The sequence below is a fragment of the Pseudomonas putida genome (genome assembly GCF_022627325.1).
Lineage (GTDB): Bacteria > Pseudomonadota > Gammaproteobacteria > Pseudomonadales > Pseudomonadaceae > Aquipseudomonas > Aquipseudomonas putida_X.
This window is the reverse complement of the sequence record NZ_JAETZZ010000016.1, coordinates 58,706-81,653: the sequence shown is the minus strand read 5'-3', so window position 1 is coordinate 81,653 and position 22,948 is coordinate 58,706. Positions and strand designations below refer to the sequence as shown.

General features: G+C 62.2%; 23 protein-coding genes. 8 read left to right on the top strand and 15 right to left on the bottom strand.

What is annotated here, in order from left to right; translation table 11 throughout:
• Positions 1-24: 24 nt before the first annotated feature.
• On the bottom strand, positions 25-1,107 hold the full coding sequence (locus JNA92_RS22435; protein ID WP_241806712.1) for a 5-(carboxyamino)imidazole ribonucleotide synthase: 1,083 nt from the start codon (positions 1,105-1,107) through the stop codon (positions 25-27).
• 10 nt (positions 1,108-1,117) lie between these two features.
• Positions 1,118-1,609 (bottom strand): 5-(carboxyamino)imidazole ribonucleotide mutase, encoded by a 492-nt coding sequence (gene purE / locus JNA92_RS22430; RefSeq protein WP_125924414.1) that lies wholly within the window; start codon positions 1,607-1,609, stop codon positions 1,118-1,120.
• A 270-nt stretch (positions 1,610-1,879) separates the two neighbouring features.
• On the opposite strand from purE, the gene JNA92_RS22425 reads away from it, so the two are divergent.
• Positions 1,880-2,500 (top strand): hypothetical protein, encoded by a 621-nt coding sequence (locus JNA92_RS22425; RefSeq protein WP_241806711.1) that lies wholly within the window; start codon positions 1,880-1,882, stop codon positions 2,498-2,500.
• On the opposite strand, the gene JNA92_RS22420 is transcribed toward JNA92_RS22425, so the two are convergent.
• Complete coding sequence (locus tag JNA92_RS22420; protein WP_241806710.1) at positions 2,492-3,409, bottom strand: LysR substrate-binding domain-containing protein; 918 nt, start codon at positions 3,407-3,409, stop codon at positions 2,492-2,494. The genes JNA92_RS22425 and JNA92_RS22420 overlap by 9 nt on opposite strands.
• Positions 3,410-3,591: 182 nt before the next feature.
• Between JNA92_RS22420 and aspA the strand changes: the two genes are divergently transcribed.
• The 4 genes from aspA to JNA92_RS22400 all read left to right on the top strand — a co-directional run bounded on the left by aspA (position 3,592) and on the right by JNA92_RS22400 (position 8,423).
• On the top strand, positions 3,592-5,016 hold the full coding sequence (gene aspA / locus JNA92_RS22415; protein WP_241806709.1) for an aspartate ammonia-lyase: 1,425 nt from the start codon (positions 3,592-3,594) through the stop codon (positions 5,014-5,016).
• Between the two features lie 156 nt (positions 5,017-5,172).
• Positions 5,173-6,165, top strand: coding sequence for an AraC family transcriptional regulator (locus tag JNA92_RS22410; RefSeq protein WP_241806708.1), 993 nt, complete (start codon positions 5,173-5,175; stop codon positions 6,163-6,165).
• Positions 6,166-6,276: 111 nt separating this feature from the next.
• The gene (locus JNA92_RS22405; RefSeq protein ID WP_241806707.1) at positions 6,277-7,320 is read left to right on the top strand and encodes a histone deacetylase family protein; all 1,044 of its coding nucleotides are present in this window, start codon (positions 6,277-6,279) and stop codon (positions 7,318-7,320) included.
• Positions 7,320-8,423, top strand: a complete 1,104-nt coding sequence (locus JNA92_RS22400) for a polyamine ABC transporter substrate-binding protein (protein ID WP_241806706.1) — start codon at positions 7,320-7,322, stop codon at positions 8,421-8,423. The genes JNA92_RS22405 and JNA92_RS22400 overlap by 1 nt, the downstream gene beginning before the upstream one ends.
• A gap of 97 nt (positions 8,424-8,520) precedes the next feature.
• Here JNA92_RS22400 and JNA92_RS22395 read toward each other — a convergent pair whose 3' ends face one another.
• Genes JNA92_RS22395 through JNA92_RS22375 form a run of 5 tightly spaced genes read right to left on the bottom strand, consistent with a single transcriptional unit; the run spans position 8,521 to position 12,402 of the window.
• Positions 8,521-9,153, bottom strand: a complete 633-nt coding sequence (locus tag JNA92_RS22395; RefSeq protein WP_241806705.1) for an SCO family protein — start codon at positions 9,151-9,153, stop codon at positions 8,521-8,523.
• Positions 9,150-10,043, bottom strand: coding sequence for a heme o synthase (cyoE, locus tag JNA92_RS22390; RefSeq protein WP_241806704.1), 894 nt, complete (start codon positions 10,041-10,043; stop codon positions 9,150-9,152). The genes JNA92_RS22395 and cyoE overlap by 4 nt, the downstream gene beginning before the upstream one ends.
• Positions 10,028-11,101 (bottom strand): COX15/CtaA family protein, encoded by a 1,074-nt coding sequence (locus tag JNA92_RS22385; protein ID WP_241806703.1) that lies wholly within the window; start codon positions 11,099-11,101, stop codon positions 10,028-10,030. The genes cyoE and JNA92_RS22385 overlap by 16 nt, the downstream gene beginning before the upstream one ends.
• Before the next feature lie 10 nt (positions 11,102-11,111).
• Entirely contained in the window at positions 11,112-11,696 is a 585-nt protein-coding gene (locus tag JNA92_RS22380) for a hypothetical protein (RefSeq protein ID WP_241806702.1), read from the bottom strand.
• Positions 11,662-12,402, bottom strand: coding sequence for an SURF1 family protein (locus tag JNA92_RS22375; RefSeq protein ID WP_241806701.1), 741 nt, complete (start codon positions 12,400-12,402; stop codon positions 11,662-11,664). Before JNA92_RS22375 ends, JNA92_RS22380 begins: the two co-directional genes overlap by 35 nt.
• A gap of 51 nt (positions 12,403-12,453) precedes the next feature.
• Here JNA92_RS22375 and JNA92_RS22370 point away from each other — a divergent pair, with 51 nt between their 5' ends.
• The gene (locus JNA92_RS22370) at positions 12,454-12,657 is read left to right on the top strand and encodes a twin transmembrane helix small protein (protein WP_241806700.1); all 204 of its coding nucleotides are present in this window, start codon (positions 12,454-12,456) and stop codon (positions 12,655-12,657) included.
• 57 nt (positions 12,658-12,714) lie between these two features.
• On the opposite strand, the gene JNA92_RS22365 is transcribed toward JNA92_RS22370, so the two are convergent.
• The 4 genes from JNA92_RS22365 to coxB are packed head-to-tail and all read right to left on the bottom strand — an operon-like array spanning position 12,715 to position 16,956.
• Complete coding sequence (locus tag JNA92_RS22365; RefSeq protein WP_241806699.1) at positions 12,715-13,602, bottom strand: cytochrome c oxidase subunit 3; 888 nt, start codon at positions 13,600-13,602, stop codon at positions 12,715-12,717.
• 16 nt (positions 13,603-13,618) lie between these two features.
• Positions 13,619-14,185 carry a cytochrome c oxidase assembly protein gene (locus JNA92_RS22360; protein ID WP_241806698.1) on the bottom strand — a complete coding sequence of 189 codons (567 nt, stop codon included), beginning with the start codon at positions 14,183-14,185 and terminating at the stop codon, positions 13,619-13,621.
• 10 nt (positions 14,186-14,195) lie between these two features.
• Entirely contained in the window at positions 14,196-15,785 is a 1,590-nt protein-coding gene (gene ctaD / locus JNA92_RS22355; RefSeq protein WP_012312075.1) for a cytochrome c oxidase subunit I, read from the bottom strand.
• Between the two features lie 43 nt (positions 15,786-15,828).
• The gene (gene coxB / locus JNA92_RS22350; protein ID WP_241806697.1) at positions 15,829-16,956 is read right to left on the bottom strand and encodes a cytochrome c oxidase subunit II; all 1,128 of its coding nucleotides are present in this window, start codon (positions 16,954-16,956) and stop codon (positions 15,829-15,831) included.
• A 369-nt stretch (positions 16,957-17,325) separates the two neighbouring features.
• Between coxB and JNA92_RS22345 the strand changes: the two genes are divergently transcribed.
• Together JNA92_RS22345 and JNA92_RS22340 are read left to right on the top strand one after the other, a co-directional pair.
• Complete coding sequence (locus tag JNA92_RS22345; protein ID WP_241806696.1) at positions 17,326-17,967, top strand: hypothetical protein; 642 nt, start codon at positions 17,326-17,328, stop codon at positions 17,965-17,967.
• Between the two features lie 117 nt (positions 17,968-18,084).
• Positions 18,085-19,173 carry a hypothetical protein gene (locus tag JNA92_RS22340; protein WP_241806695.1) on the top strand — a complete coding sequence of 363 codons (1,089 nt, stop codon included), beginning with the start codon at positions 18,085-18,087 and terminating at the stop codon, positions 19,171-19,173.
• A 2-nt stretch (positions 19,174-19,175) separates the two neighbouring features.
• Here the strand turns inward: JNA92_RS22340 and JNA92_RS22335 are convergent, their stop codons facing one another.
• From JNA92_RS22335 to JNA92_RS22325, 3 genes are all read right to left on the bottom strand, one after another.
• Complete coding sequence (locus JNA92_RS22335; RefSeq protein ID WP_241806694.1) at positions 19,176-20,702, bottom strand: SulP family inorganic anion transporter; 1,527 nt, start codon at positions 20,700-20,702, stop codon at positions 19,176-19,178.
• A 192-nt stretch (positions 20,703-20,894) separates the two neighbouring features.
• Positions 20,895-21,614 (bottom strand): carbonic anhydrase, encoded by a 720-nt coding sequence (locus tag JNA92_RS22330; RefSeq protein WP_241806693.1) that lies wholly within the window; start codon positions 21,612-21,614, stop codon positions 20,895-20,897.
• A 271-nt stretch (positions 21,615-21,885) separates the two neighbouring features.
• Positions 21,886-22,944, bottom strand: a complete 1,059-nt coding sequence (locus JNA92_RS22325) for a PA0069 family radical SAM protein (RefSeq protein WP_241806692.1) — start codon at positions 22,942-22,944, stop codon at positions 21,886-21,888.
• Positions 22,945-22,948: the final 4 nt, after the last annotated feature.

Genomic DNA, 22,948 nt, shown 5'->3' with positions numbered 1-22,948 from the left:
GCAGAAGTTCGATCAGATGGCCTGTCAGTTGCTGATCAAGGCCTCTACCTCGGCAATCTTGCGCTCGAGGGTGGCCATATCCTGGCAACGCAGGGTGGCGTGGCCGACCTTGCGCCCGGCCTTGAAGGCCTTGCCATAGTGATGCAGGTGGCAGTCATCGATGGCGATGACCTTGTCCACTGCCGGCACCTCACCGATGAAGTTGAGCATGGCGCTCTCGCCTACCTTGGCAGTCGAACCCAGCGGCAGGCCGGCGACGGCGCGCAGGTGGTTTTCGAACTGGCTGCACTCGGCCCCTTCGATGGTCCAGTGCCCGGAGTTGTGCACACGCGGGGCAATCTCGTTGGCCTTGAGGCCACCGTCGACTTCGAAGAACTCGAAGGCCATCACACCCACATAGTCCAGCTGCTTGAGCACACGGCCGACGTAGTCTTCGGCCAGCGCCTGCAGCGGGTGTGCCTGGCTTGCCACGGACAGGCGCAGGATGCCGCTCTCGTGGGTGTTATGCACCAACGGGTAGAAGCGGGTTTCGCCATCGCGTGCTCGCACGGCCACCAGGGACACTTCGCCGGTGAACGGCACGAAGCCTTCCAGCAGGCACGGCACGCTGCCCAACTCAGCAAAGGTACCTAGCACATCCTCAGGGGTGCGCAGAACCTTCTGGCCCTTGCCGTCGTAGCCCAGGGTCCGGGTCTTGAGCACGGCCGGCAGGCCGATGCTGGCCACCGCTGCATCAAGGTCGGCCTGGGAAAGAATATCGGCGAAGGCCGGGGTGGGAATGCCCAAGTCGCGGAACATGCTCTTTTCGAACAGTCGGTCGCGGGCAATGCGCAGCGCTTCGGCGCTCGGGTACACCGGGACGAACTGCGAGAGGAAGGCGACGGTCTCGGCCGGGACGCTTTCGAACTCGAAGGTCACCAGGTCGACTTCGTCCGCCAGCTGGCGCAGGTGGTCCTGGTCGCCGTAGTCGGCACGCAGATGCTCGCCAAGAGCCGCAGCGCAGGCGTCCGGCGCCGGGTCGAGGAAGGCGAAGTTCATGCCCAGCGGGGTGCCCGCCAGAGCCAGCATGCGGCCCAGCTGGCCGCCACCGATAACACCGATCTTCATGGGTTCAGCCTCAAGCCTGACGTGGGTCTGGATTGTCCAGCACAGTGTCGGTCTGCTCGGTGCGGAACTGCTTGAGCGCCGCGTGATAGTGCGGGTATTTGGCGCCGAGGATGCTCGCCGACAGCAGCGCGGCGTTGACCGCACCGGCACGGCCGATGGCCAGGGTGGCAACGGGTACACCGGCAGGCATCTGGACGATCGACAGCAGCGAGTCGACACCCGACAGCATCGACGACTGTACCGGCACACCCAGCACCGGCAGGTGGGTCTTGGCGGCGCACATGCCTGGCAGGTGCGCTGCGCCACCCGCGCCAGCGATGATCACCTCGATGCCACGCCCTTCGGCCTCTTCGGCGTACTGGAACAGCAGATCCGGGGTGCGGTGGGCGGAAACCACCTTCACTTCGTAGGGAATGCCGAGTTTTTCCAGCATATCGGCGGTGTGGCTAAGGGTGGACCAATCGGACTTGGAGCCCATGATCACGCCAACCAGTGCACTCATCGTCGAGCCTCTCCTGCAAGCGCCTTCTGGCGCGCTAAAAGCAACAAGCCACGCAGGTGGACCGGCGTGGCTTGTCATACGGATTCTGAATCGACCAGGCTGGCCGAAGGCGCGGGATTGTAGCGTATTTCAAGTCGGCCCGCCCACCCCCACAAGCACATGTCGGATCAAAGGGCAAGCTGTCTCGTGGGACAACTTTTTCCGACTGCCGAGCGGCCTGCCAGGTGGTGACGATCGCGGCCACCCACTCGATCTACCTGGAGAACCGTAATGCCCAAGACCCTCACCCTCCTTTTCAGCCTCCTGCTGTCCCTGCAGTTGCCTTGCGCCGTAGCGGCCAAGTCGCTGGTCGTGACCGTTTATCTTCACGACGAGCTGGCCAGCATCAGCGACGAGCAAGTGCACAAGGATTACTTTCAGCACTGGATCGATGAGATGCGCAGTTTCACCGCCCACCCCACGGAACTGATCCTGCGACGCAACGTTCCGGGCATCACCGATATGGATTATCAAGGCAAGCCATCCAACGAGATTCTTGAGGCATTCACCCAAGGCGTGCAGGAACTGACCTCGGACCAACGCTTCTCTTTCATGCACAAGCACCTGCTGATGACGCAAAACAGCTATGACCACAGCGGGCTGAACTACAATGCGGGCCTGGCCTACTTCAAACAGAACACCGCCATCGCCTCAATGGCCGCGTACAGCAGCGCCGCCCATGAAATCGGCCATCTGCTTTCCGCCACGCATGAAGACGCCGAACTGAAGTTCAACGGCTGGGTCTGCGAAACCTATACGCACCGGCGAATCCCGGCGCGATCGAACTGCTACCGGTATAGCGACAAGAACCGGGCGAATATCGCCGACTATCTCAAGTACAACTCACACTGAGCCTTCGCCTTGCGCACCCGCGGACTCGAGCTTGCGCCATAGCAGGCGCACGTTGGCCTTGCGCACCAGAGCACAGCGATACAAGCGGATTTCCAGTGGCACATGCCACTGGGCCCCTGCGCAGATGACCAGCTCCCCTCGCTCCAGTTCGCCACGCATCGAAAGCCGGGGCACCCAGGCAACGCCCATGCCTTCCAAGGCCATGCTCTTCAAACTGTCGGCCATGGCTGTCTCGTACACCGTGGTATAGCGCAAATTGCGCTGGCGCAGCAGCAGGCTCACGGAACGGCCAAGGAAGGCGCCCGCACTGTATGCAAGCAACGGCACGCTGGCGTCGCCCTCAAGGTCGAACATGGGCTTTCCATCTGCCCCTACGGCGCACACGGGAAGCATTTCGGTGGTGCCCATGTGCAGCGAGGGAAAGATTTCGGCGTCCATCTGCAGCGCTGCATCCGGGTCATAGAAAGCCAGCATCAGATCGCAGCCACCTTCGCGCAACGCATGCACAGCATCACCGACGTTGGTGGCCACCAGCCGCGTGGCGATGTTCAAACCATCGTTACGCAGTTGCGCAACCCAGCGCGGGAAAAAGCCAGACGCCAGCGAGTGCGCCGCCGCCACCTGGATCACCTCGCCCTGGCCACCTTCAAGATGATGCAAATGGCGTAGAACTTCACTCAACTGGTCGACAACGGTACGCGCCGTTACGAGAAATAGCTGACCCGCCGCCGTCAGTTCGATGGGCGTGCGGGAACGATTCACCAGCGTCAGGCCGAGCGCCGCCTCCAGGCTGCGAATACGTCGGCTGAAGGCCGGTTGGGTGACGAAACGGCGCTCCGCTGCCTGGGAAAAACTGCGGGTGGCGGCCAGCGCACTGAAGTCTTCCAGCCATTTGCTTTCTAGGTTCACTAAACGAATCTCCCGGCATGCACCAAAATGGAACACGCTCGAATGTCAATCGGCGTCACATCAAACACTATGCCGTTTGTGCATAGGTTAGCGTGCAACAGCATTGGCCGCAAAATCCCCTTAAGGCCTAGCATTAGCGCCATTCCGGCAGGTGCCGGGTCAAAATCGAGATGATATCCATCATGTCCTCCGCTGCATCGTTCCGCGTCGAAAAAGATCTGCTTGGTACCCTTGAAGTCCCTGCCGATGCCTACTACGGCATCCAGACTCTGCGCGCTGCCAACAACTTCCATCTCTCCGGTGTTCCGCTGTCGCACTACCCGAAACTGGTCGTGGCACTTGCCATGGTCAAGCAGGCTGCTGCCGATGCCAACCGTGAGCTGGGGCACCTGAGCGATGCCAAGCACGCCGCCATCAGCGAGGCCTGCGCCCGCCTGATCCGCGGTGACTTCCACGACCAGTTCGTTGTGGACATGATTCAAGGTGGCGCTGGTACTTCCACCAACATGAACGCCAACGAGGTCATCGCCAACGTCGCGCTGGAGGCCATGGGCCACCAGAAGGGTGAGTACCAGTACCTGCACCCGAACAACGATGTGAACATGGCGCAGTCGACCAACGATGCTTACCCGACCGCCATCCGTCTGGGCCTGCTGCTGGGCCACGACGCGCTGCTGGCCAGCCTCGACAGCCTGATCCAGGCCTTCGCTGCCAAAGGTAAAGAGTTCGACCACGTACTGAAGATGGGCCGCACCCAGCTGCAGGACGCCGTGCCGATGACCCTGGGCCAGGAGTTCCGCGCCTTCGCCACCACCATGACCGAAGACCTGCAGCGTCTGCGCTCGCTGGCCCCGGAACTGCTGACCGAAATCAACCTGGGCGGTACCGCCATCGGCACCGGCATCAACGCCGACCCTGGCTACCAGGCCCTGGCCGTACAGCGTTTGGCGACCATCAGCGGCCAGCCGCTGGTACCGGCTGCCGACCTGATCGAAGCCACCTCGGACATGGGCGCCTTCGTGCTGTTCTCCGGCATGCTCAAGCGCACTGCGGTCAAGCTGTCGAAGATCTGCAACGACCTGCGCCTGCTGTCCAGCGGCCCACGTACCGGCATCAACGAAATCAACCTGCCAGCGCGCCAGCCAGGCAGCTCGATCATGCCAGGCAAGGTCAACCCGGTCATCCCGGAGGCCGTCAACCAGGTTGCCTTCGCCATCATGGGCAACGACCTGGCCCTGACCGTCGCCGCTGAAGGTGGCCAGCTGCAGTTGAACGTGATGGAGCCGCTGATCGCCTACAAGATCTTCGACTCGATCCGCCTGCTCCAGCGTGCCATGGACATGCTGCGCGAGCACTGCATCGTCGGCATCACCGCCAACGAACAGCGCTGCCGTGAACTGGTGGAGCACTCGATCGGCCTGGTCACCGCCCTGAACCCTTACATCGGCTACGAAAACGCCACCCGTATTGCCCGCGTAGCCCTGGAAACCGGCCGCGGCGTGCTGGAACTGGTACGCGAAGAACAGCTGCTGGACGAAGCGATGCTCAACGACATCCTGCGCCCGGAAAACATGATCGCTCCACGTCTGGTTCCGCTGAAGGCGTAACCCGGCTGCTGCAAACAGTCTCACCAGGTTTGAGGGACTAGACACCTCTCGACCTTTCAAGGGCCCGAGCGCACGCTACGGGCCCTTTTTTTCGCCCGCGCGATCCCGGCACACAACTTGCTCTGTAATGTTTCCCAGCCCACGGAAATACCGAGCATGCTGCACAGCCACATGACCACCCTCAACGCGGTTTCGCTGATCCTCAACCTGTTCCAGGAGCAAGGGTGCGAGGCTACGGCGCTGCTGGCTGGCAGCGGTATAGGCCTGGCAGACCTTGGCCATGCCGATGCGCGCATCACCACCCAGCAAGAGCTGCAGGTATGCGCCAATGCCGTGGCACGGCGTGAGGACATTGGCCTGGAACTGGGCCAGCGCATGCATGTGTCGTGCTACGGCATGCTGGGTTACGCGCTGCTCTCCAGTGCCACTTTGGGTGACGCCTTGCGCCTGGCTTTGCAGTATCCGGCACTGCTGGGAACAGTCTTTCGCTTACGCCTGATAGACGACGGCCAGCGCATCTGGCTTAGCGCCGACGAATATCGCGACCTCCCGGCGCTGGCCGCTTTCAATGCCGAGTTCTGCCTGGTGTCGCTCAAAGTCATCTGTGACGACCTGCTGGGCCGGCCACTGCCCCTGCTCGGCGCCCGTTTCGCGCATGCCCAGCCTGACTACCATCAGCGCTATAACGGTGTCTTTTCCTGCCCTCTGGGCTTCGACGCGAAGGACAACGCCTTTGCGTTCGATCGACACTGGTTGGACACGCCGCTGCCGCTTGCCGACCCGATCACGCACAAAGCCATGAGCGAACGCTGCCGGCGCCTGAACCTTGAATTCACAGGGCGCCAGGCCTGGCTGGGGCGGATTCGCCAGTTGCTGCTGCAGCAACTGGACGCTGCCCCCGGCCTTGAGGGCTTGGCGCGGCAGATGAACTGTTCGTCTCGCACCTTGCGCCGGCACTTGCAGGCGCTCGGCAGCAGTTATCAACAGCTGCTCGATGAGCTTCGATTCGAGCGAGCCAAGCAATTGCTCGCCGATGACAAGATGCCGATCTACCGGATTGCCGAGCGCCTGGGGTTCAGTGAGACGGCGAGCTTCCGGCATGCGTTCCAGCGGTGGAGCGGCGTTGCGCCCAGCCATTTCCGAGGTTGAGCGGGGCCTGCGAGCTTGGCCACATCGATCCCCTTTTGGCCGTTTGCGTCGTTCTCCCACACCCGGCAGCCCGTGAAAATGGGCCAACGCCAGTACCACCGGAGAACAACAATGCTGACGATCTATTCCGATGACCACCGCCTGCACCACGGCCGCTGCGAGCTGATCGACGGCAAACTGATGCCCTGCTTCGAAATGCCGTCGCGCGCTGACCATGTGCTCGAGCAGGTAAAAAAGCGCAACCTCGGTGCTGTCCAGGCCCCGACCGATTTCGGCCGTGCACCGCTGCAGCGCATCCACAGCGCCGACTATCTCGACTTCTTCGAAGGTGCCTGGGCGCGTTGGGCCGCGTTGGGTCAGGAAGGCGACCTGCTGCCCTTCACCTGGCCAGCCCGCACCTTGCGCCAGGTCAAACCCACCGGCCTGCATGGCGAACTGGGTTACTACAGTTTCGATGCCGGCGCGCCCATCACCGCGGGTACCTGGCAAGCCGCCTACAGCGCAGCACAGGTTGCCCTCACCGCCCAGGCTGCAATTGAGCAAGGCGCCCATGCGGCCTTCGCCCTGTGCCGCCCACCAGGGCATCACGCCGCCGCTGAGGTGATGGGAGGTTACTGCTACCTGAACAACGCCGCGATCGCAGCCCAAGCCTTCCTCGACCAAGGCAGGGCCAAGGTGGCTATCCTCGACGTCGACTACCACCATGGCAATGGCACCCAGGACATCTTCTACCACCGCGAAGACGTGTTCTTCGCCTCGATCCACGGCGACCCGCAAGACGAGTTCCCGTTCTTTTTGGGCTACGCGGACGAAACCGGCGCAGGTGCGGGCGCTGGCTGCAACATCAACTATCCGCTGCCAGCGGGCAGTGACTGGGCCGCCTGGAGCGCTGCGCTGGAGGATGCCTGCACGCGCATCGCCGGCTACGACGCTGACGTGCTTGTCATCTCACTGGGGGTGGATACCTTCAAGGATGACCCTATCTCTCAGTTCAAGCTGGACAGCCCGGACTACCTGGAAATGGGCAAGCGTATCGCCCAGCTCGGCAAGCCGACCTTGTTCGTGATGGAAGGCGGCTACGCAGTGGAAGAAATCGGTATCAACGCAGTCAATGTGCTGGAAGGTTTCCAGCTCGCCCAGCCAGGAGCCCGATAATGGCCAGACTCAAGCGCCTGCTCGCCCCACTCATCGCGGCCACCCTGTGCGCCGGCGCCCTTCAGGCGCAAGCCGAACAGCGCACCTTGCGCGTGTACAACTGGTTCGATTACATCACCCCGCAAACCTTGACCAGCTTCCAGAAGGACAGCGGCGTCAAGCTGGTCTACGACATTTTCGACACCAACGAAGCCCTGGAGGCGAAGCTGTTAACGGGTAACTCCGGCTACGACGTGGTAGTGCCGTCCAACGTGTTCCTCGCCAAGCAGATCGAGGCGGGGGTGTTCCAGCCACTGGACCGCAGCAAGCTGCCGAACTGGCAACACCTGGACCCGGCATTGATGAAGCTGATCGAGGCCAACGACCCGGGCAACAAGTTCGCCGTGCCTTACATGTACGGCACGGTGCTGATCGGTTTCAACCCAGACAAGGTCAAGGCAGTACTGGGCGACAAGGCTCCGGTGGACAGCTGGGACCTGCTCTTCAAGGAAGAGAACATCGCCAAGCTCAAGCAGTGCGGTGTAGCGCTGCTCGACTCGCCATCAGAGATCCTGCCTCTGGCGTTGCACTACCTCGGGCTGGACCCCAACAGCAGCAAGCCGGGTGACTACAAGCAAGCCCAAGCCCTGCTGCTGAAGATCCGCCCCTATATCACCTACTTCCACTCTTCCAAGTACATGGCGGACATCGCCAACGGCGATATCTGCGTTGCCGTTGGTTATTCCGGCAGTTTCTCCCAGGCCGCAAACCGCGCCCGGGATGCGAAGAACGGTGTGGTGGTGGACATGCGCCTGCCCAAAGAGGGCGCGCCGATCTGGTTCGACATGCTGGCGATTCCGAAAGGCGCCGCCAACCCGGAGGACGCGCATACGTTCATCAACTACCTGCTGCGCCCAGAGGTGATTGCGCCGATCAGCGACTTTGTCGGCTACCCGAACCCGAACAAGGATGCGACGGATCAGGTCAGCCCAGCGATTCGCAATAATCCCAACCTGTATCCGACCCCTGAGGCGATGGCCAAGCTGTACACGCTCAAGCCTTTGACGCGTGAGGCAGAGCGGGCGCGGACGCGGGCCTGGACCAGGATCAAGTCCGGGACTTGATACCGCCTTGTGTAAGCAAGACCGCGCGCGCCTGAAGGCGCGTGCGGTGCCTTGTCGAGCGGCCTTGTGCCGCGCTGGCCTAAGCAGGCCGGGAGTTTCAATCGCGCTTCACAAGCCCCGGCAACTGCGCCACCAGCTTCTGGTTGTTGAACGGCGCGCGGATAAACCCACGCTGACGACCGTCCGGCCCGACAATCGCCAGGTTTCCGCTGTGATCCACGGTATAACCGGGCTTGCTGGTATCGGCCGGGATGAACGGAATGCTCAAGGCATTGGCCAGCTTCTGGGTATCTTCGATCGACCCCGCCACGCCGACGAAATCCTTGTCGAAATAGCCCAGGTACTGCTTGAGCTGGTTCGGCGTGTCGCGGTTCGGATCGACACTCACCAGTACCACCTGCAGGCGGTCGACCGCTTCCTTGGGCAGCTCGCTCTTCACCTGCCGCAACTGGGCCAGGGTAGTAGGGCAGATATCCGGGCAATAGGTGTAGCCAAAGAACAGCAGCGACCATTTGCCCTTGAGCGCGTCCAGCTGCACCGGCTGGCCGTCCTGGTTGGTCATGGTCACGTCGGCGACCGTGCGGCTCTGCGGCAGGAGGATGATGCCGGCATCGATCAACTGCGTGGGGTTTGGCTGGTCACTGCCATTGAGCACCTTGTTGACGGTCAGGCCCATGATCAACGCGACCAGGGCAACGAGGATGAAGACGGTTTTCTGGGTTCGGGTCATAGGTTCAGCAACAGGTAGTGGTCAACAAGCAACGCGATGAACAGCGCGAACAGGTACCCGATAGAGTACTTGAAGGTGCCGATCGCCGCGTGCGGCCGGCTGCCACGGTACAACACCCAGGCCCATTGCAGGAAGCGCAGACCAAGGGCGAGGGCGCAGGCCAGATACAACGGGCCGCTCATGTGGATGGCGTAGGGCAGCAGGGTCACCGCCAGCAGGATCAGGGTGTAGAGCAAGATGTGCAGCTTGGTGTAGCGCTCGCCGTGGGTCACCGGCAGCATCGGGATATCGGCCTTGGCGTACTCCTGCTTGCGGTGAATGGCCAGGGCCCAGAAGTGTGGTGGCGTCCAGGCGAAGATGATCAGCATCAGCAACAAGGGCTCGGCACTGACATGGCCACTTACTGCCACCCAGCCAAGCAGCGGCGGGGCCGCGCCTGCCAGGCCTCCGATCACGATGTTCTGCGGGGTCGCACGCTTGAGAAAGCCGGTGTAGAGCACCGCATAGCCGAGCAGAGAGGCAAGCGTCAGCCAGGCGGCGAGGGCGTTGGTGAACACCAGCAACAGGGCCATACCCAGCAGCGCCAGGGCGAGGGCGAACAACAGCGCCGGCACCGGCGCGACCCGCCCCTCGGCCAGCGGCCGCTTGTGGGTGCGGGCCATCAGCGCATCGATGCGCCGGTCCAGCACATGGTTGACCGTCGCCGCGGCCCCCGCGCACAGGGCAATCCCCAGATTGCCGAACAGCAGCACACGCCAAGGCACCCCGGCACGGGTCGCCAGGAACATGCCTACCAGCGAAGTGATCAGCATCAGCACCACCACCTTGGGCTTGGTCAGCTCCAGATAGTCGCGCCAGCCCGCACGTTGGGCACTTAAAAGCGTCGCCACGAAGCGTTCCTCAAGTGATGGGGCGCGCCCACGCCTGTCACCGGCGTGAGGCGCCAGCCTTGGCCCACACGCACCTTGTCGACGACACGGATACGGTAGTTGACCAGCACCATGCTCAGCAGCAACAGTGCGCCGCCTGCGTTATGCGCCACCGCCACCGCCAGCGGCAGGTGCAACAGCACGTTGCTGATGCCCAGGCCTACCTGCAGCGCCAGCACCAGCAGTACCAGGCGCCCCAACCCAGACAAGCCACAGCGGTGCAGCTTCCAGCTGAGCATCAGCAAAACACCAGTGACCAGAAGGGCGCCCAGCCGATGGCTGATATGGATGGCCGTGCGCGCATCGCTGTCCAGTTGCCCGCCCAAGTAGTTGGGGCCCACGTGCTGGGTCAGGTGGAAGCCGTTGCTGAAGTCCGCTGCCGGCCACCACTGGCCATGGCAGGTCGGCAGGTCTATGCAGGCAACGGCCGCATAGTTGGAACTGACCCAGCCGCCCAGGGCAATCTGCCCGATCACTACCAGCAGCGCCAAGGCAGCGATCCGTCGCAAGCTCAGCGGTAGTTTCGGTAATGGCGCAAAGGCCCGAGATAGACGCAGCGATAGCAGGAACAGCAAGGCCAGGGTAGTGAAGCCACCCAGCAGATGTGCGGTGACGACCTGCGGCCACAGCTTGAGGGTTACGGTCCACATGCCGAATGCCGCCTGGGCCAGCACTACGCCCAGCAGCAGCACCGGCAGGCGGTAGGGCTGGCCGTCGCGTGAATGCCGGCGCACGGCTTGGAAGGCGAGCAGGGCGATCACCACGGCAAGCGTGCCGGCAAAGTAACGATGGACCATCTCGGCCCAGCCTTTGGCGACCTCCACCGGGTGCTCGGGGAAGTGCAGTTCGGCATGGGCCAGCTGCGCATCGGTTTTCGGCACACTGATGAAGCCATAGCAGCCAGGCCAGTCGGGGCAGCCGAGGCCAGCATGAGTCAGACGGGTATACGCACCGAGCAGTACGACCAGCAGTGCCAGCAGGGTGGCGAACACAGCGAGGCGGAATCCAGGTCTGGCCATGGCAAGGCTCCTAGCCGATGTTGGACAGCTTGAGCAGGTGGCGCAGGTCATCCATTACATGCTTGCCGCTGACCTTGCCGTCATAGCGCAGCACCAGATTGCCGTGCGGGTCGACGATCCACAGATGCGGCGCGGGGTCTCCTACCTTCTGCAGGTAGCGCTGGGTATCGAGTGGATAACGCTGCAATTGTGGGTACTCGCGCGCCAGCAAGGCCTGGTAGCCGGCGCTCAACGGTTGGGCAGCGGCCAAGGCATGGCTGGCACGGCTGGCGTCCCGGCCAAGGCCAATCTGGATCTGCCGCGCCAGGTAAACCAGACGCTGGCAGTCTTCAGCACAGTTTTCCGGGGCGCTGACCAGCAGTTGCCAACGGGCGTCCTCGCCAGCGATGCCGATATCGCCGCGGCTCTGGCCATTGCCGATCATCGTGCCGTGATAGCTTCGGCCTTCCGGCACCCAGAACTTGAGCTTGTACATGCTGGTGGCCAGGATCATCGGGCCGAGCACCACCAGCAGAATCAGGATCAGCTGCAAACGCCCGCGGGCTCTGGGTTTGCGACGTTCAGGCATGTCCAGTGGAGTGGTGGTGGCGGCCATGGCGGTTCTCCTTTTTGTTGTGCCAGCCAAAGTAGAGGTAGAGCAGCACCAGCGCGGTCGCCAGGGCGAACCATTGCACGGCATAGCCCAGGTGTTTTTCCGGCCCCATGGCCACCACTGGCCAGTCCAGGCGGTACGCCGCCGGGCCAGGCTGCAGGCGCAGTTCATGGGCGAAGCCGGCGCGCCGCAGCTGTTGCCACAGTTGCACGGGGTTCACCGCCGTCAGCAGGTGCGGCCACTGGCCGCCCACGGGGTCGGGGTGCAATTGAAAGGTGCTGCCCGGCGCTACGTATACCGAGGCATCCAGGGCCAGAGCCTGTGCAGGGGTGTCGAAGGGCACCGGCACACGGCGGTCGGGCCAGGGCAGCCACCCGCGGTTGACCCACAGCCACAGGCCGCTGGGCTGGTCGAGAAACGGCTGCAGCAACTCGACGCCGGCCTGGCCGTCGCGCATGCGGTTGTCCAGCAGCACGCTGTGCTCGGCATCGAAGCGGCCGTAGAGGTGTACACGGCGGAAGGCGGGGTCGTCGCTCAGCTGCAACTGGGCGGCGGAAAGCGGCGCGTCGACGCTACGCTCGGCATGGCTGGCCAGCAATGCGCGCTTTTCGGCGGCTCGGCCCAATTGCCAGCAGCCAAGGGCGATCAAGCCCGGCAGTAGCGCAAGCACTACCAGGGTGGGTACCCAGCCCGGGCGAAACAGCCTCACGGGCGCCTCGCTATACTTATCCACATCACCGCATCCCCCTGGAGAAACGCCATGCTCAAGGCCGCGATTGTCATGATGCTGTTGGCCACCATCGCCAGCCTGTTCAGCGGCCTGGTGTTTCTGGTCAAGGACGATGAGAACTCCACCCGCCTGCTCAAGGCACTGACCGTGCGTGTCACCTTGGCCTGCGTGACCATCGCCCTGGTGGCATATGGCTTCATCTCTGGCCAACTCGTCTCCCACGCGCCCTTCTAGGCCGTCAGCCGCCACCTGTAGGGGCGGCCTTGCGGCGCGAAAGGGCTGTGTCGCTCTTCACAGCACATACACAAAGATGAACAGCCCAACCCACACCACATCGACGAAGTGCCAGTACCAGCTGGCCGCCTCGAAGCCGAAGTGTTTGTCCGGGTTGAAGTGCCCCCGCAGGATGCGCACGAACATGACGATCAAAATGATCGTGCCCAAGGTCACGTGGGCACCGTGGAAGCCTGTGAGCATGAAGAAGGTCGCGCCGTAGATCCCCGAGCCCAGGGTCAGGCCCAACTGGGTGTAGGCCTCGAAGTATTCGTAGGCCTGCAGTGCGATAAAGCTCAGCCCCAACAGGATGGTGATGGCCATCCACAGCTTCAGCGGCCCACGGTGGCCACGTCGCAGCGCATGGTGGGCGATGGTGATGGTCACGCTCGAACTGACCAGCAAAATGGTGTTGATCAAAGGCAGGTGCCAAGGGTCGATGACGTCCTTGGGCGGCGGGAACAACTTGGGGTCCGGGGTGTTGAGCAGGGGCCAGGCGAACTCGAAACTGGGCCACAGCATGTGTGCGACACCTTTGGCGCCTTCTCCGCCGAGCCAGGGTCCGGCCAGTACCCGTACATAGAAAAGTGCGCCAAAAAACGCCAGGAAGAACATCACCTCGGAGAAGATGAACCAGCTCATGCCCCAACGGAACGAGCGGTCCAGCTGCGCGCTGTAGAGGCCGGCGCGGCTTTCCTTGACCACCGCACCGAACCAGCCGAACAGCATGTAGGCCAGCAACAGCGCACCGACGAAGAAAATCAGCGGCCCGTGGGAATCGGGGCGGCCAGCCTTGAGGTCGTTGAACCACGTGCCAAGGCCGAACACCGTGATGAACATTCCGATGGTGGCAATGATCGGCCACTTGCTCTGCGCAGGGACGTAGTAGTGTTCATGACTTGCCATTGCTGTTCTCCTTCCCTTAACGGGCGCCCTGAACGTCCTGGGGCGCGACATGCGCGACCGGCGGGTGGCGAGCGGTGATGTCGAACAAGGTGTAGGCCAGTGTCAGGTGCTTCACAGTGGCCGGCAGGTCCCGGTCGACGATGAAGCGCACGGGCATCTCGATACGTTCGCCGGGCTGCAGCACCTGCTGGGTAAAGCAGAAGCACTCGGTCTTGTGGAAATACGCCGCGGCCTCGGCCGGTGTGATGCTGGGTACGGCCTGGGCGGTCATCGGCCGGTCAGTGGTGTTGTGAGCCACGAAGATCATCTGGTTGACGGCCCCCGGGTTGACCGCGAGCTGGTCGGCAGTGGCATAGAAATCCCAGACCATGTCACCGGCATTGGTCGACATGAACTGCACCCGCACCGAACGCGTCGGATCGCTGACCTGGCTCCCTTCGTACTGCCCGCCCGTCTTGCCATTGATGCCGAAGGCCCTGCACATGACGTCGTAGATCGGCACCAGGGCAAAGCCGAAGGCGAACATCACCACCGTCAGCATCAACAGGCGCAGCACCAGGCGTTTGAGCGGTTGGCCGGTCATGGGCGGTTACCTATTTCACATCCGGTGGCGTCTGGAAGGTGTGATACGGCGCCGGCGAAGGCACCGACCACTCAAGCCCCTCGGCACCGTCCCAGGGTTTGGCCGGGGCCGGCGCGCCGCCGCGAATGCACTTGATGACGATGAACAGGAAGAAGATCTGCGTGGCACCGAACATGAATGCCCCGACCGATGACACCATGTTGAAGTCGGCGAACTGCAGGTTGTAGTCAGGAATGCGCCGCGGCATGCCGGCCAGGCCAACGAAGTGCATGGGGAAGAAGGCCAGGTTCATACCGATGAACGACAGCCAGAAATGCAGCTTGCCGAGGGTTTCGTCGTACATGTGGCCGGTCCACTTCGGCAGCCAGTAATAGGCCGAGGCGAAGATGCCGAAGATCGCCCCGGGCACCAGCACGTAGTGGAAGTGCGCCACCACGAAGTAGGTATCGTGGTACTGGAAGTCTGCCGGCGCGATAGCCAGCATCAACCCCGAGAACCCACCGATGGTGAACAGGATGACGAAGGCGATGGCGAACAGCATCGGCGTCTCGAAGGTCAGTGAGCCTTCCCACATGGTGCTGACCCAGTTGAACACCTTCACCCCGGTGGGCACGGCAATGAGCATGGTCGCGTACATGAAGAACAACTCGCCCACCACCGGGATGCCGACCACGAACATGTGGTGCGCCCAGACGATGAACGACAGGAAGGCGATGGCACCCGTGGCGTAGACCATCGAGGTGTAGCCGAACAGTGGCTTGCGCGAGAACGCCGGGATGATCGAGCTGACCGCGCCGAAGGCCGGCAGGATCATGATGTACACCTCGGGGTGGCCGAAGAACCAGAACACATGCTGGAACAGCACCGGGTCACCGCCACCGGCGGCACTGAAGAAGCTGGTGCCAAAGTGGATATCCATCAGCATCATGGTGACCACGCCGGCCAGCACCGGCATCACCGCGATCAGCAGGAAGGCCGTGATCAGCCAGGTCCAGACGAACAGCGGCATTTTCATCAGGGTCATGCCCGGTGCGCGCAGGTTGAGAATGGTGGCTATGACGTTGATGGCCCCCATGATCGAGCTGATACCCATCAAGTGGATGGCGAATATGAAGAACGTCACGCTGGCGGGGGCATAGGTGGTGGAAAGCGGAGCGTAGAACGTCCAGCCGAAATTCGGCCCGCCACCGGGGCTGAACAGGGTCGATACCAGCATCAGGAACGCTGCCGGCAGCAGCCAGAAACTGAAGTTGTTCATCCGCGGCAGGGCCATGTCCGGCGCGCCGATCATCAGTGGGATCATCCAGTTGGCCAAACCGACGAAGGCCGGCATCACCGCGCCGAACACCATGATCAGGCCGTGCATGGTGGTCATCTGGTTGAAAAATGCCGGCTCGACGATCTGCAGCCCGGGCTGGAACAGTTCGGCGCGTATCACCATGGCGAACGAACCGCCAAGCAGGAACATGATGAAGCTGAACCACAGGTACATCGTGCCGATGTCCTTGTGGTTGGTGGTCAGCACCCAGCGCATCAGGCCCTTGGCCGGGCCGTGGGCATGCTCATGGCCGTGGGCGTGGTCGTCGATCACTGCACTCATGTCCTGTCTCCTGCAGCCCACTGACTGCCGCGAGTAACCCGGTTCATTGCGCTTGTGCCTGCTTGAGCGCCAGCACGTCCTTCGGTGTCACCATGTCGCCTGTGTCATTGCCCCAGGCGTTGCGCTCGTAGGTGACCACGGCGGCGATATCGACTTCAGACAGCTGCTTGCCGAAGGCCGCCATGGCGGTACCCGGCTTGCCGTGGAAGACGATGTCCAGGTGGGCATCCTTGGGGCCGGTGGCGATCTTCGAGCCCTTGAGTGCCGGGAACATCGGCGGCAAGCCCTGGCCCTCGGCCTGGTGACAGGCCACGCAGGTGGTGTGGTAAACCTTGTCGCCACGGGCGACCAACTCTTCAAGGGTCCATTCCTTGCTGGTCAGCTCTTTGAGTTTGGCCGCCTCGGCCTTGCGCTCGCCGAGCCAGGTGTCGTAGTCGGCCTTGGACTTGACCTCCACCACCACCGGCATGAAACCGTGGTCCTTGCCACACAGCTCGGTGCATTGGCCGCGGTAGATGCCGGGCTTCTCGACCCGGGTCCAGGCTTCATTGACGAAGCCAGGGATGGCGTCGCGCTTGACCGCGAAAGCCGGTACCCACCAGGAATGGATCACGTCGGCGGCGGTCACCAGAAAGCGCACTTTCGCGCCCACCGGCAGCACGAGCGGCTGGTCCACCTCAAGCAGGTAGTGCTCGTCCTTGGGCGCCTTGTTCTGGATCTGGTCGGCAGGGGTGGCCAGGTTGCTGAAGAACTCCACATCCTGGCCCAGGTATTTGTAGTGCCATTTCCACTGATAGCCCGTAACCTGGATATCAATGTCCGATTCGCTGGCGTCGTAGATGTCAATCAGCGTCTTGGTGGCGGGGATGGCCATGGCCACCAGGATCAGCAAGGGGACCACGGTCCACAGGATTTCTACCCAGGTGTGCTCGTGGAAATGCGCAGCTTGCTGGCCGGTGGAACGGCGGTGGATGACCATGGACCAGAACATCGCGCCGAACACCACGACGCCGATGATCACGCAGATCCAGAAGATGGTCATGTGCAGGTCGAACACGGCGTTGGAGACTTCCGTCGCCCCCGGCGCCATGTTTACGGTCCAGGCGGCGTTCGCCTGACCGAAAACCGTCCACAACAGGAGGCCCATCCAGACGGGTGGATGTCGCATCATTGCGGGTTCCCCTTCTAATTCTTGTTGTCCCGGAGGCATGGCCTGCGGCAAGAGGGAACGGCGGTCAAGACTGCCTGGCTTCGACGACCGAGCCCCTGCGATAAGCAGTCGGGCCTCATCAGCGAATCACGTTCAACCCGAGTATAGACAGCGACCAATGGCACGCAACGGCGCAGGTGAAATGATCTTCACGAAATCGTGAAAACGCCTGTAAAGCCTGCCCTAGACGCTAAGTGGCATAATGATGGCGCTCGCATATACCCAACAGCGCACACGTTTGCGTGGTTTATAACAAATGCGTCTTAGGTATTCTGTATACCGAGCTAATTTACTGTCTTCCGTTTGAAACGTATTGTCCCTGGAGTTGTCATGAACATCGCTGCTGTACGCGAGCAAATAAGCCAAGCCAACGATCACGAACGCCAGACCGGCCAACTGAAAGAGCGTCTCGAGCTGCAACTGCCCCATCTGCACCCCTCGATCCAGCTGCCTGAGCAGGATGCCCAGGGTACGTTGGCGCGCTTCGTCAGCGCCTATATCGACCAGGTGCCCGAGTTGCTCGAAGCTGCCCACGCGGTGGCGCTGGAGGCCGGTATCGAGTCGCAGATCAAACCCGTGCTGAAGATCGCTGAGGCCTATTTCCTGCAGCCGCCGAGCGTTATGCAGGGGCACGTGGGCCTGGACTGCCTGCTGGATGAAGCCTACCTGGCGCACCGTTTGGTGGAGGAGGTGAACGATCTTTATATCCGCCACTTCCAGCAACCCCTGATCCCCTTCGATACCACCATGGCCAACCTGATTGCCCATCAACTGATCGGAGAGACCTTCGCCAACCAGCTCGATGAGGTGGTGCACCACTCGGTGGATGAAATGCTGGACGAGGAAAGCTTCGCTACCGAATCCGTGGAAGCCTACCGGGACACCTTGAGCAGCCCGAAGACTGGCGAGGCCTGGAAACGCTGGCCATGCCTGTCGCGCCAGCTGGGGGTCGAACTGGGCCAACCCGCCTGACCGCTGTCTGCAGCCCAATGGGAACAGGCTCCAACTGATCGGCTGTACCGCGCACGGATAGATTCTTCCCGCCTCCTTACGGGGTAGGCACTGACCTAACAAGGCGAGGAAGAAACCATGAGCATCAAATGGAACAGGCTTTACACGGACCTGTTACGTGGCAGCCGCTCCACCCTTTGGGGCAACTGGGCCCTCAACCCAGTCATCAAACCCGGAGCGGTGGGTATCATCGACCCGGCGTCCGGCGATTTCACCCTGGTCAACGAAGCGTTGCCCACCGTACAGATTTCCAATGTCGAGCAAGGGCGCCGCTGGGCCATCAGCTCCAAGGACGTCTCCCGCAGGGAGACCAAGGCCAATGTTTCAGGGACCGTGATCGACCCAGCCACCGGGGCTCAGGTCAAGCCAGACCTGACGCTGGAGTGGAACTTCGGTAAAGAGGAGTCGATCGCTTCGGAGTTTGCCCTCCATGGAGAGCAACGTCTGAATGACCTTGCCCTGATCCACGACCAATACGATTGGCTGTACGCGCAGGCACAGAAGGTCGGCATGGCCAGCGACGGCCGGATTGCAGAGGGCTTTGGCGTGGTAACGAGCGTCATTCTGGCCGATAGCGGCGTGAATGCCGGCGCCAAGAGCAAGAATGCCAAATTCTCCCTTTCGGGTTCGGCCAGCGGCCTGAACACCTTGCTGGGCGAAAACGGTATTTCAGGCAAAGGCGGAGCAACGTTCATTTCCACCCGCGATACCGCGTCGGTGGAATCGCATACCCTACCTGCGCAAGATGGCCAGGTTGCCACCCTCCCACTGCCTGTAGCTTACAGCTTTGCCTCCTTTGGCCCGGACAGGATGATCATTCCGATCTGGGTGCGCAAAATTGGCAGCTTGCAACTGCATGTCGACAGCAAGGCCACCTCGGCCACCACCTACATCACCAAGGTATCGATTGCCTATGATCTTCCAGGCGAGCGCCGCACCACGGTTGGCCCGATGACCATTTCCGGTGGCCTGTCGCATAACTTCACCCTTCCGCTGGGCGCCAGAAATCTCGACTTCAGTGCCGAATTCGTCAACGTAGGCGCCAATCAAACGTTGACGCGGCACTGGACAACGCCCCTCAGCCAGTGGGTTGGCGGCAGCCGGACCATCAACCTGTATGGTACGTGGCCCGGCTCGCCCTCCGTGCGTGTCGTCGAGGAAGACTGAGCTCAACACTCTGCCGCAGTGCGCAAGCCCCCCTCAATACGCCGCTTGAGCCCACGCGGCTCGATGAGCAGGCGTGAACCGGCGCTGCGCTGCGTACGCCCCCAGTCTTCCAGTAACTCCAGCACCGAATGGTCGATGTAACTCAGGTTGGCCAGCGGTACGTGCAACTGTGTGCCAGCGGGCACCGTTTCCAGCACCTGGGTCAGTGCCGGCACCTTGAGGAAGGTGGCGGCGCCGGTGAGCCTAAGCTCCATGTGCCCCGGCCGGTCCAGGCTGAGCAGGTTGATCTTCAGGCGGGCCGCTTTGAGTGCCAACTTCAGCAGCGTCAGGGCAAAGCCCAGCAGCACACCGGTCAGCAGGTCAGTGAAGATGATCGCCAGCGCTGTTGCTGCGTAGGTGAACATCGGCATGCGACCGTAGCGGCCAAGCCCGCGAAAGGCTTTGAAGTCCACCAACTTGATACCGGTGTACACCAGCACCCCCGCCAGGCTCGCCACCGGGATCTGCTGCAGCACACTGCTCAAGGCCACCACGAACGCCAACAACCACAAGCCATGGAAGATCGCCGATGCGCGGGTTTGCGCGCCGGCCTGCACATTGGCCGAACTGCGCACGATCACGCCGGTCATGGGCAGGGCGCCCAATACACCGCACAGCATGTTGCCGATACCCTGCGCGGAGAGTTCCCGGTCAAAGTCCGAGCGCTGGCCGCTGTGCATGCGGTCCACCGCTGCGGCAGACAACAGGGTTTCGGCACTGGCGATGAACGCCAGCGCGAAGGCGGCCACCAGCAAGGTCGGATCAGCCAATTGCAGCAGATCTTCGGGGCGCAGCCAGTCGATGGCCTCGGACAAGTCGGCCGGCACCTGCACACGATTGACTGGCAGTGCCAGCCACAGGCTGAGCAGCGTCATCCCCCCCACACCGAGCAAGGCGCCAGGTAAAAACCGCAGCCGCTGTGGCCGAAAACGCTCCCAGCCCCACATCACGGCGATGGTGCCCAAACCGAGCAGGCCGGCCTGCCAGCCGCTGCCGGCACTTTCAAAGGGCAGGGCGCTAGCCACCGTGGCGGGGAAGCCGATCAGGTTCTGCAAGCCCGAAGGCTGTGGCGCCGTGTCGAACATCACATGCACCTGTGACAGCACGATCAGTACACCGATACCAGCCAGCATGCCATACACCACCGCCGGGGCAGTGACGCGGAACCAGCAGCCCAGGCGCAAGCGCCCGGCCAGCAATTGCAACAACCCCGCCAGCAGCAGGATCGGCCCGAGCATCGCCACGCCGTGCTGGCGCACCAACTCGAACACCAGTACGGCCAAGCCGGCGGCAGGGCCACTGACCTGCAGTGGCGAACCGGCTAGAAAGCCCACCACGATACCGCCGATGATGCCGGTTATCAGGCCTTTGGCCGGTGGCATGCCCGAAGCGATCGCAATGCCCATGCACAAGGGCAGGGCTACCAGGAAGACCACAACCGACGCCAGCAACTCTCGCGGCAAGGCCGCTTTCAACTGTGTAATGTTCACCGTGTTTCTCCTTTCTCTGTCACATGGCCTTTCCTCTGGCCATGGGCACATTTGGCCCCTGACAAACGCGCAGGCGCGGGCCGCCAGCGAGCATGCCGGCAGGGCAGTCAGGGAATTCAAGGCAGCCGAAGGCCGCGCCACACCCCTGCGGGGTGCAGCCGGCTATCAAGGTTCTAGCGTTGGATGGGTCGCTTAGTAGCGGCCTCTCGGAGTCGCGCAGGGCACCGGCTCACCGGCGGCCAGGGGCATGAAGCTGTCGCTGGCGGCATCGTAGGCTTCGATCCGGCTGGTCTCGATGTCATAGACCCAACCATGGATGTACAGCTCGCCAGCCGCAAGGCGCGAGGCCACCGACGGGTGGGTGCGCAGGTGGTGCAACTGGGCAATGACGTTTTCCCGCGTCAGCACCTGCATGGTTTCGTGCTCGCTGCCGCAGGCGCAGTTGTTCTCGACCACGGTACGCGCCACTTCGGCATGCCGCAGCCAGGCGGAAACGGTCGGCATCTTGGTCAGCGATTGCGGGTTGAGTACCGCTCGCATCGCGCCGCAGTCGGAGTGGCCACAGATGATGATGTGGTGCACGCCCAGCGCCGACACGGCGTACTCGATGGCGCTGGAAACACCACCGTTCATCTGGCCATACGGCGGAACCACGTTGCCGACGTTACGGGTAACGAACAGGTCGCCTGGCGAGCTCTGGGTGATCAGCTCAGGGACGATGCGCGAGTCGGCACAGGTGATGAACATGGCGCGCGGCGTTTGCGCGGTGGCGAGCTTCTTGAACAGCTCTTGCTGCTCAGGGAAGACGTCATGGTGGAAACGCAGGAAGCCGTCGACGATGTGCTTGAGGGCGGCATCGGCGCTCTCCGCGGGGGCCTGCGGAACGACCTTGGATGGGTCCTTGACGGGCATGATTCATCCTCTTGACGGTGAGTTGGTAAATCCATTTTACCGGTGAAAGATTCTGGCTATGCGAGGAATTAGATGACACGCACAGGCCATAGATCACAGTCTTCGTGGACTGGTTTCCTACGCTAGCGGGGAAAACTTAACTGAAACTTAATTCGGAGGCTCTAGAACGGGCGTTCCAGATAGATAAGGCGGGAATTGGATAATAGCAAAAACACATCAAATGCCAAGACCTCCGAATAAGATTATGTGCTTGGATTAGTCCCATTAAGGGTCAAAACAATGCCATTTGCCCACCGGGCGGACAGAACGCCGAGCAATCCAGCATTTGCCCCTGCCGCCCCTCCAAATCCAACTTGCGCATGGCCTTGGCAAAGCGTTGCGCCAGCAGCTCTGCGAAAACGCCCTCACCACGCATGCGCGCGCCAAAGCGGCTGTCATACAACTCGCCACCCCGGCTCTGGCGAATCAGGCTCAACACATGGCTGGCGCGCTGCGGGTAGTGGTCCTGCAGCCATTGCTCGAACAGCGGTGCCACTTCCAGGGGCAGGCGCAGCATCATGTAGGCTGCGCTCTGCGCGCCAGCCTCCTTGGCGGCTTGCAAAAGGTGCTCCAGTTCGCTGTCGTTGATCATGGGAATCATCGGCGAACACAACACGCCCACCGGTACACCCGCCTCGCGCAGTACTCGGATTGCCCGCAGCCTGGCCTTGGGCGAGGCCGCACGCGGTTCGAGCACCCGCTTGAGGCCATCGTCCAGCGTGGTCAGGCTGATCATCACCCGCACCAACCGCTGGCTGGCCATTTCGGCCAGCAAATCGAGGTCACGCACTATCAGCGAACCTTTGGTGACGATGGTCACCGGGTGGCGAAAACGTAACAGCACTTCCAGCACGCGCCGGGTCAATTGGTGCTCACGTTCGATCGGCTGGTAGGGGTCTGTGTTGGCACCCAGGTTGATGGGGGCGCACACATAGCCAGGCTTGCTCAGTTGCTCGGCAAGTACCTCGGCAGCGTTGGTCTTGGCGATCAGTTTGGTTTCGAAATCCAACCCTGGGGACAAGTCCCAGTAGGCGTGCGAGGGCCTGGCATAGCAGTAGATGCAACCATGCTCGCAGCCTCGGTAGGGATTGATGGAGCGATCGAAGGGCAGGTCGGGTGACGTGTTGCGGCTGATGATCGTCTTGGCCGTCTCAACCCGCACCTCGGTGCCTTGGGTAAGTGGAACCTCAAGGTACCAGCCGTCATCCTCCGCCACCGAATGGCTCGGCGCGAAGCGGTTGTGTGGATTGTGCGCCGTCCCACGGCCTTTGGGTGGTGCTGGAAGATTCATCGCC

Coding starts and splice junctions, on each gene's coding strand:
- JNA92_RS22340 (WP_241806695.1), top strand. CDS start 18,085: ATGAGCATCAAATGGAACAGGCTTTACACGGACCTGTTACGTGGCAGC.
- JNA92_RS22425 (WP_241806711.1), top strand. CDS start 1,880: ATGCCCAAGACCCTCACCCTCCTTTTCAGCCTCCTGCTGTCCCTGCAG.
- JNA92_RS22435 (WP_241806712.1), bottom strand. CDS start 1,107: ATGAAGATCGGTGTTATCGGTGGCGGCCAGCTGGGCCGCATGCTGGCT.
- JNA92_RS22395 (WP_241806705.1), bottom strand. CDS start 9,153: ATGACCCGAACCCAGAAAACCGTCTTCATCCTCGTTGCCCTGGTCGCG.
- JNA92_RS22380 (WP_241806702.1), bottom strand. CDS start 11,696: ATGGCCGCCACCACCACTCCACTGGACATGCCTGAACGTCGCAAACCC.
- purE (WP_125924414.1), bottom strand. CDS start 1,609: ATGAGTGCACTGGTTGGCGTGATCATGGGCTCCAAGTCCGATTGGTCC.
- JNA92_RS22405 (WP_241806707.1), top strand. CDS start 6,277: ATGCTGACGATCTATTCCGATGACCACCGCCTGCACCACGGCCGCTGC.
- JNA92_RS22385 (WP_241806703.1), bottom strand. CDS start 11,101: ATGGCCAGACCTGGATTCCGCCTCGCTGTGTTCGCCACCCTGCTGGCA.
- JNA92_RS22325 (WP_241806692.1), bottom strand. CDS start 22,944: ATGAATCTTCCAGCACCACCCAAAGGCCGTGGGACGGCGCACAATCCA.
- coxB (WP_241806697.1), bottom strand. CDS start 16,956: ATGATGCGACATCCACCCGTCTGGATGGGCCTCCTGTTGTGGACGGTT.
- JNA92_RS22330 (WP_241806693.1), bottom strand. CDS start 21,614: ATGCCCGTCAAGGACCCATCCAAGGTCGTTCCGCAGGCCCCCGCGGAG.
- JNA92_RS22370 (WP_241806700.1), top strand. CDS start 12,454: ATGCTCAAGGCCGCGATTGTCATGATGCTGTTGGCCACCATCGCCAGC.
- JNA92_RS22345 (WP_241806696.1), top strand. CDS start 17,326: ATGAACATCGCTGCTGTACGCGAGCAAATAAGCCAAGCCAACGATCAC.
- JNA92_RS22400 (WP_241806706.1), top strand. CDS start 7,320: ATGGCCAGACTCAAGCGCCTGCTCGCCCCACTCATCGCGGCCACCCTG.
- JNA92_RS22410 (WP_241806708.1), top strand. CDS start 5,173: ATGCTGCACAGCCACATGACCACCCTCAACGCGGTTTCGCTGATCCTC.
- aspA (WP_241806709.1), top strand. CDS start 3,592: ATGTCCTCCGCTGCATCGTTCCGCGTCGAAAAAGATCTGCTTGGTACC.
- JNA92_RS22360 (WP_241806698.1), bottom strand. CDS start 14,185: ATGACCGGCCAACCGCTCAAACGCCTGGTGCTGCGCCTGTTGATGCTG.
- JNA92_RS22365 (WP_241806699.1), bottom strand. CDS start 13,602: ATGGCAAGTCATGAACACTACTACGTCCCTGCGCAGAGCAAGTGGCCG.
- ctaD (WP_012312075.1), bottom strand. CDS start 15,785: ATGAGTGCAGTGATCGACGACCACGCCCACGGCCATGAGCATGCCCAC.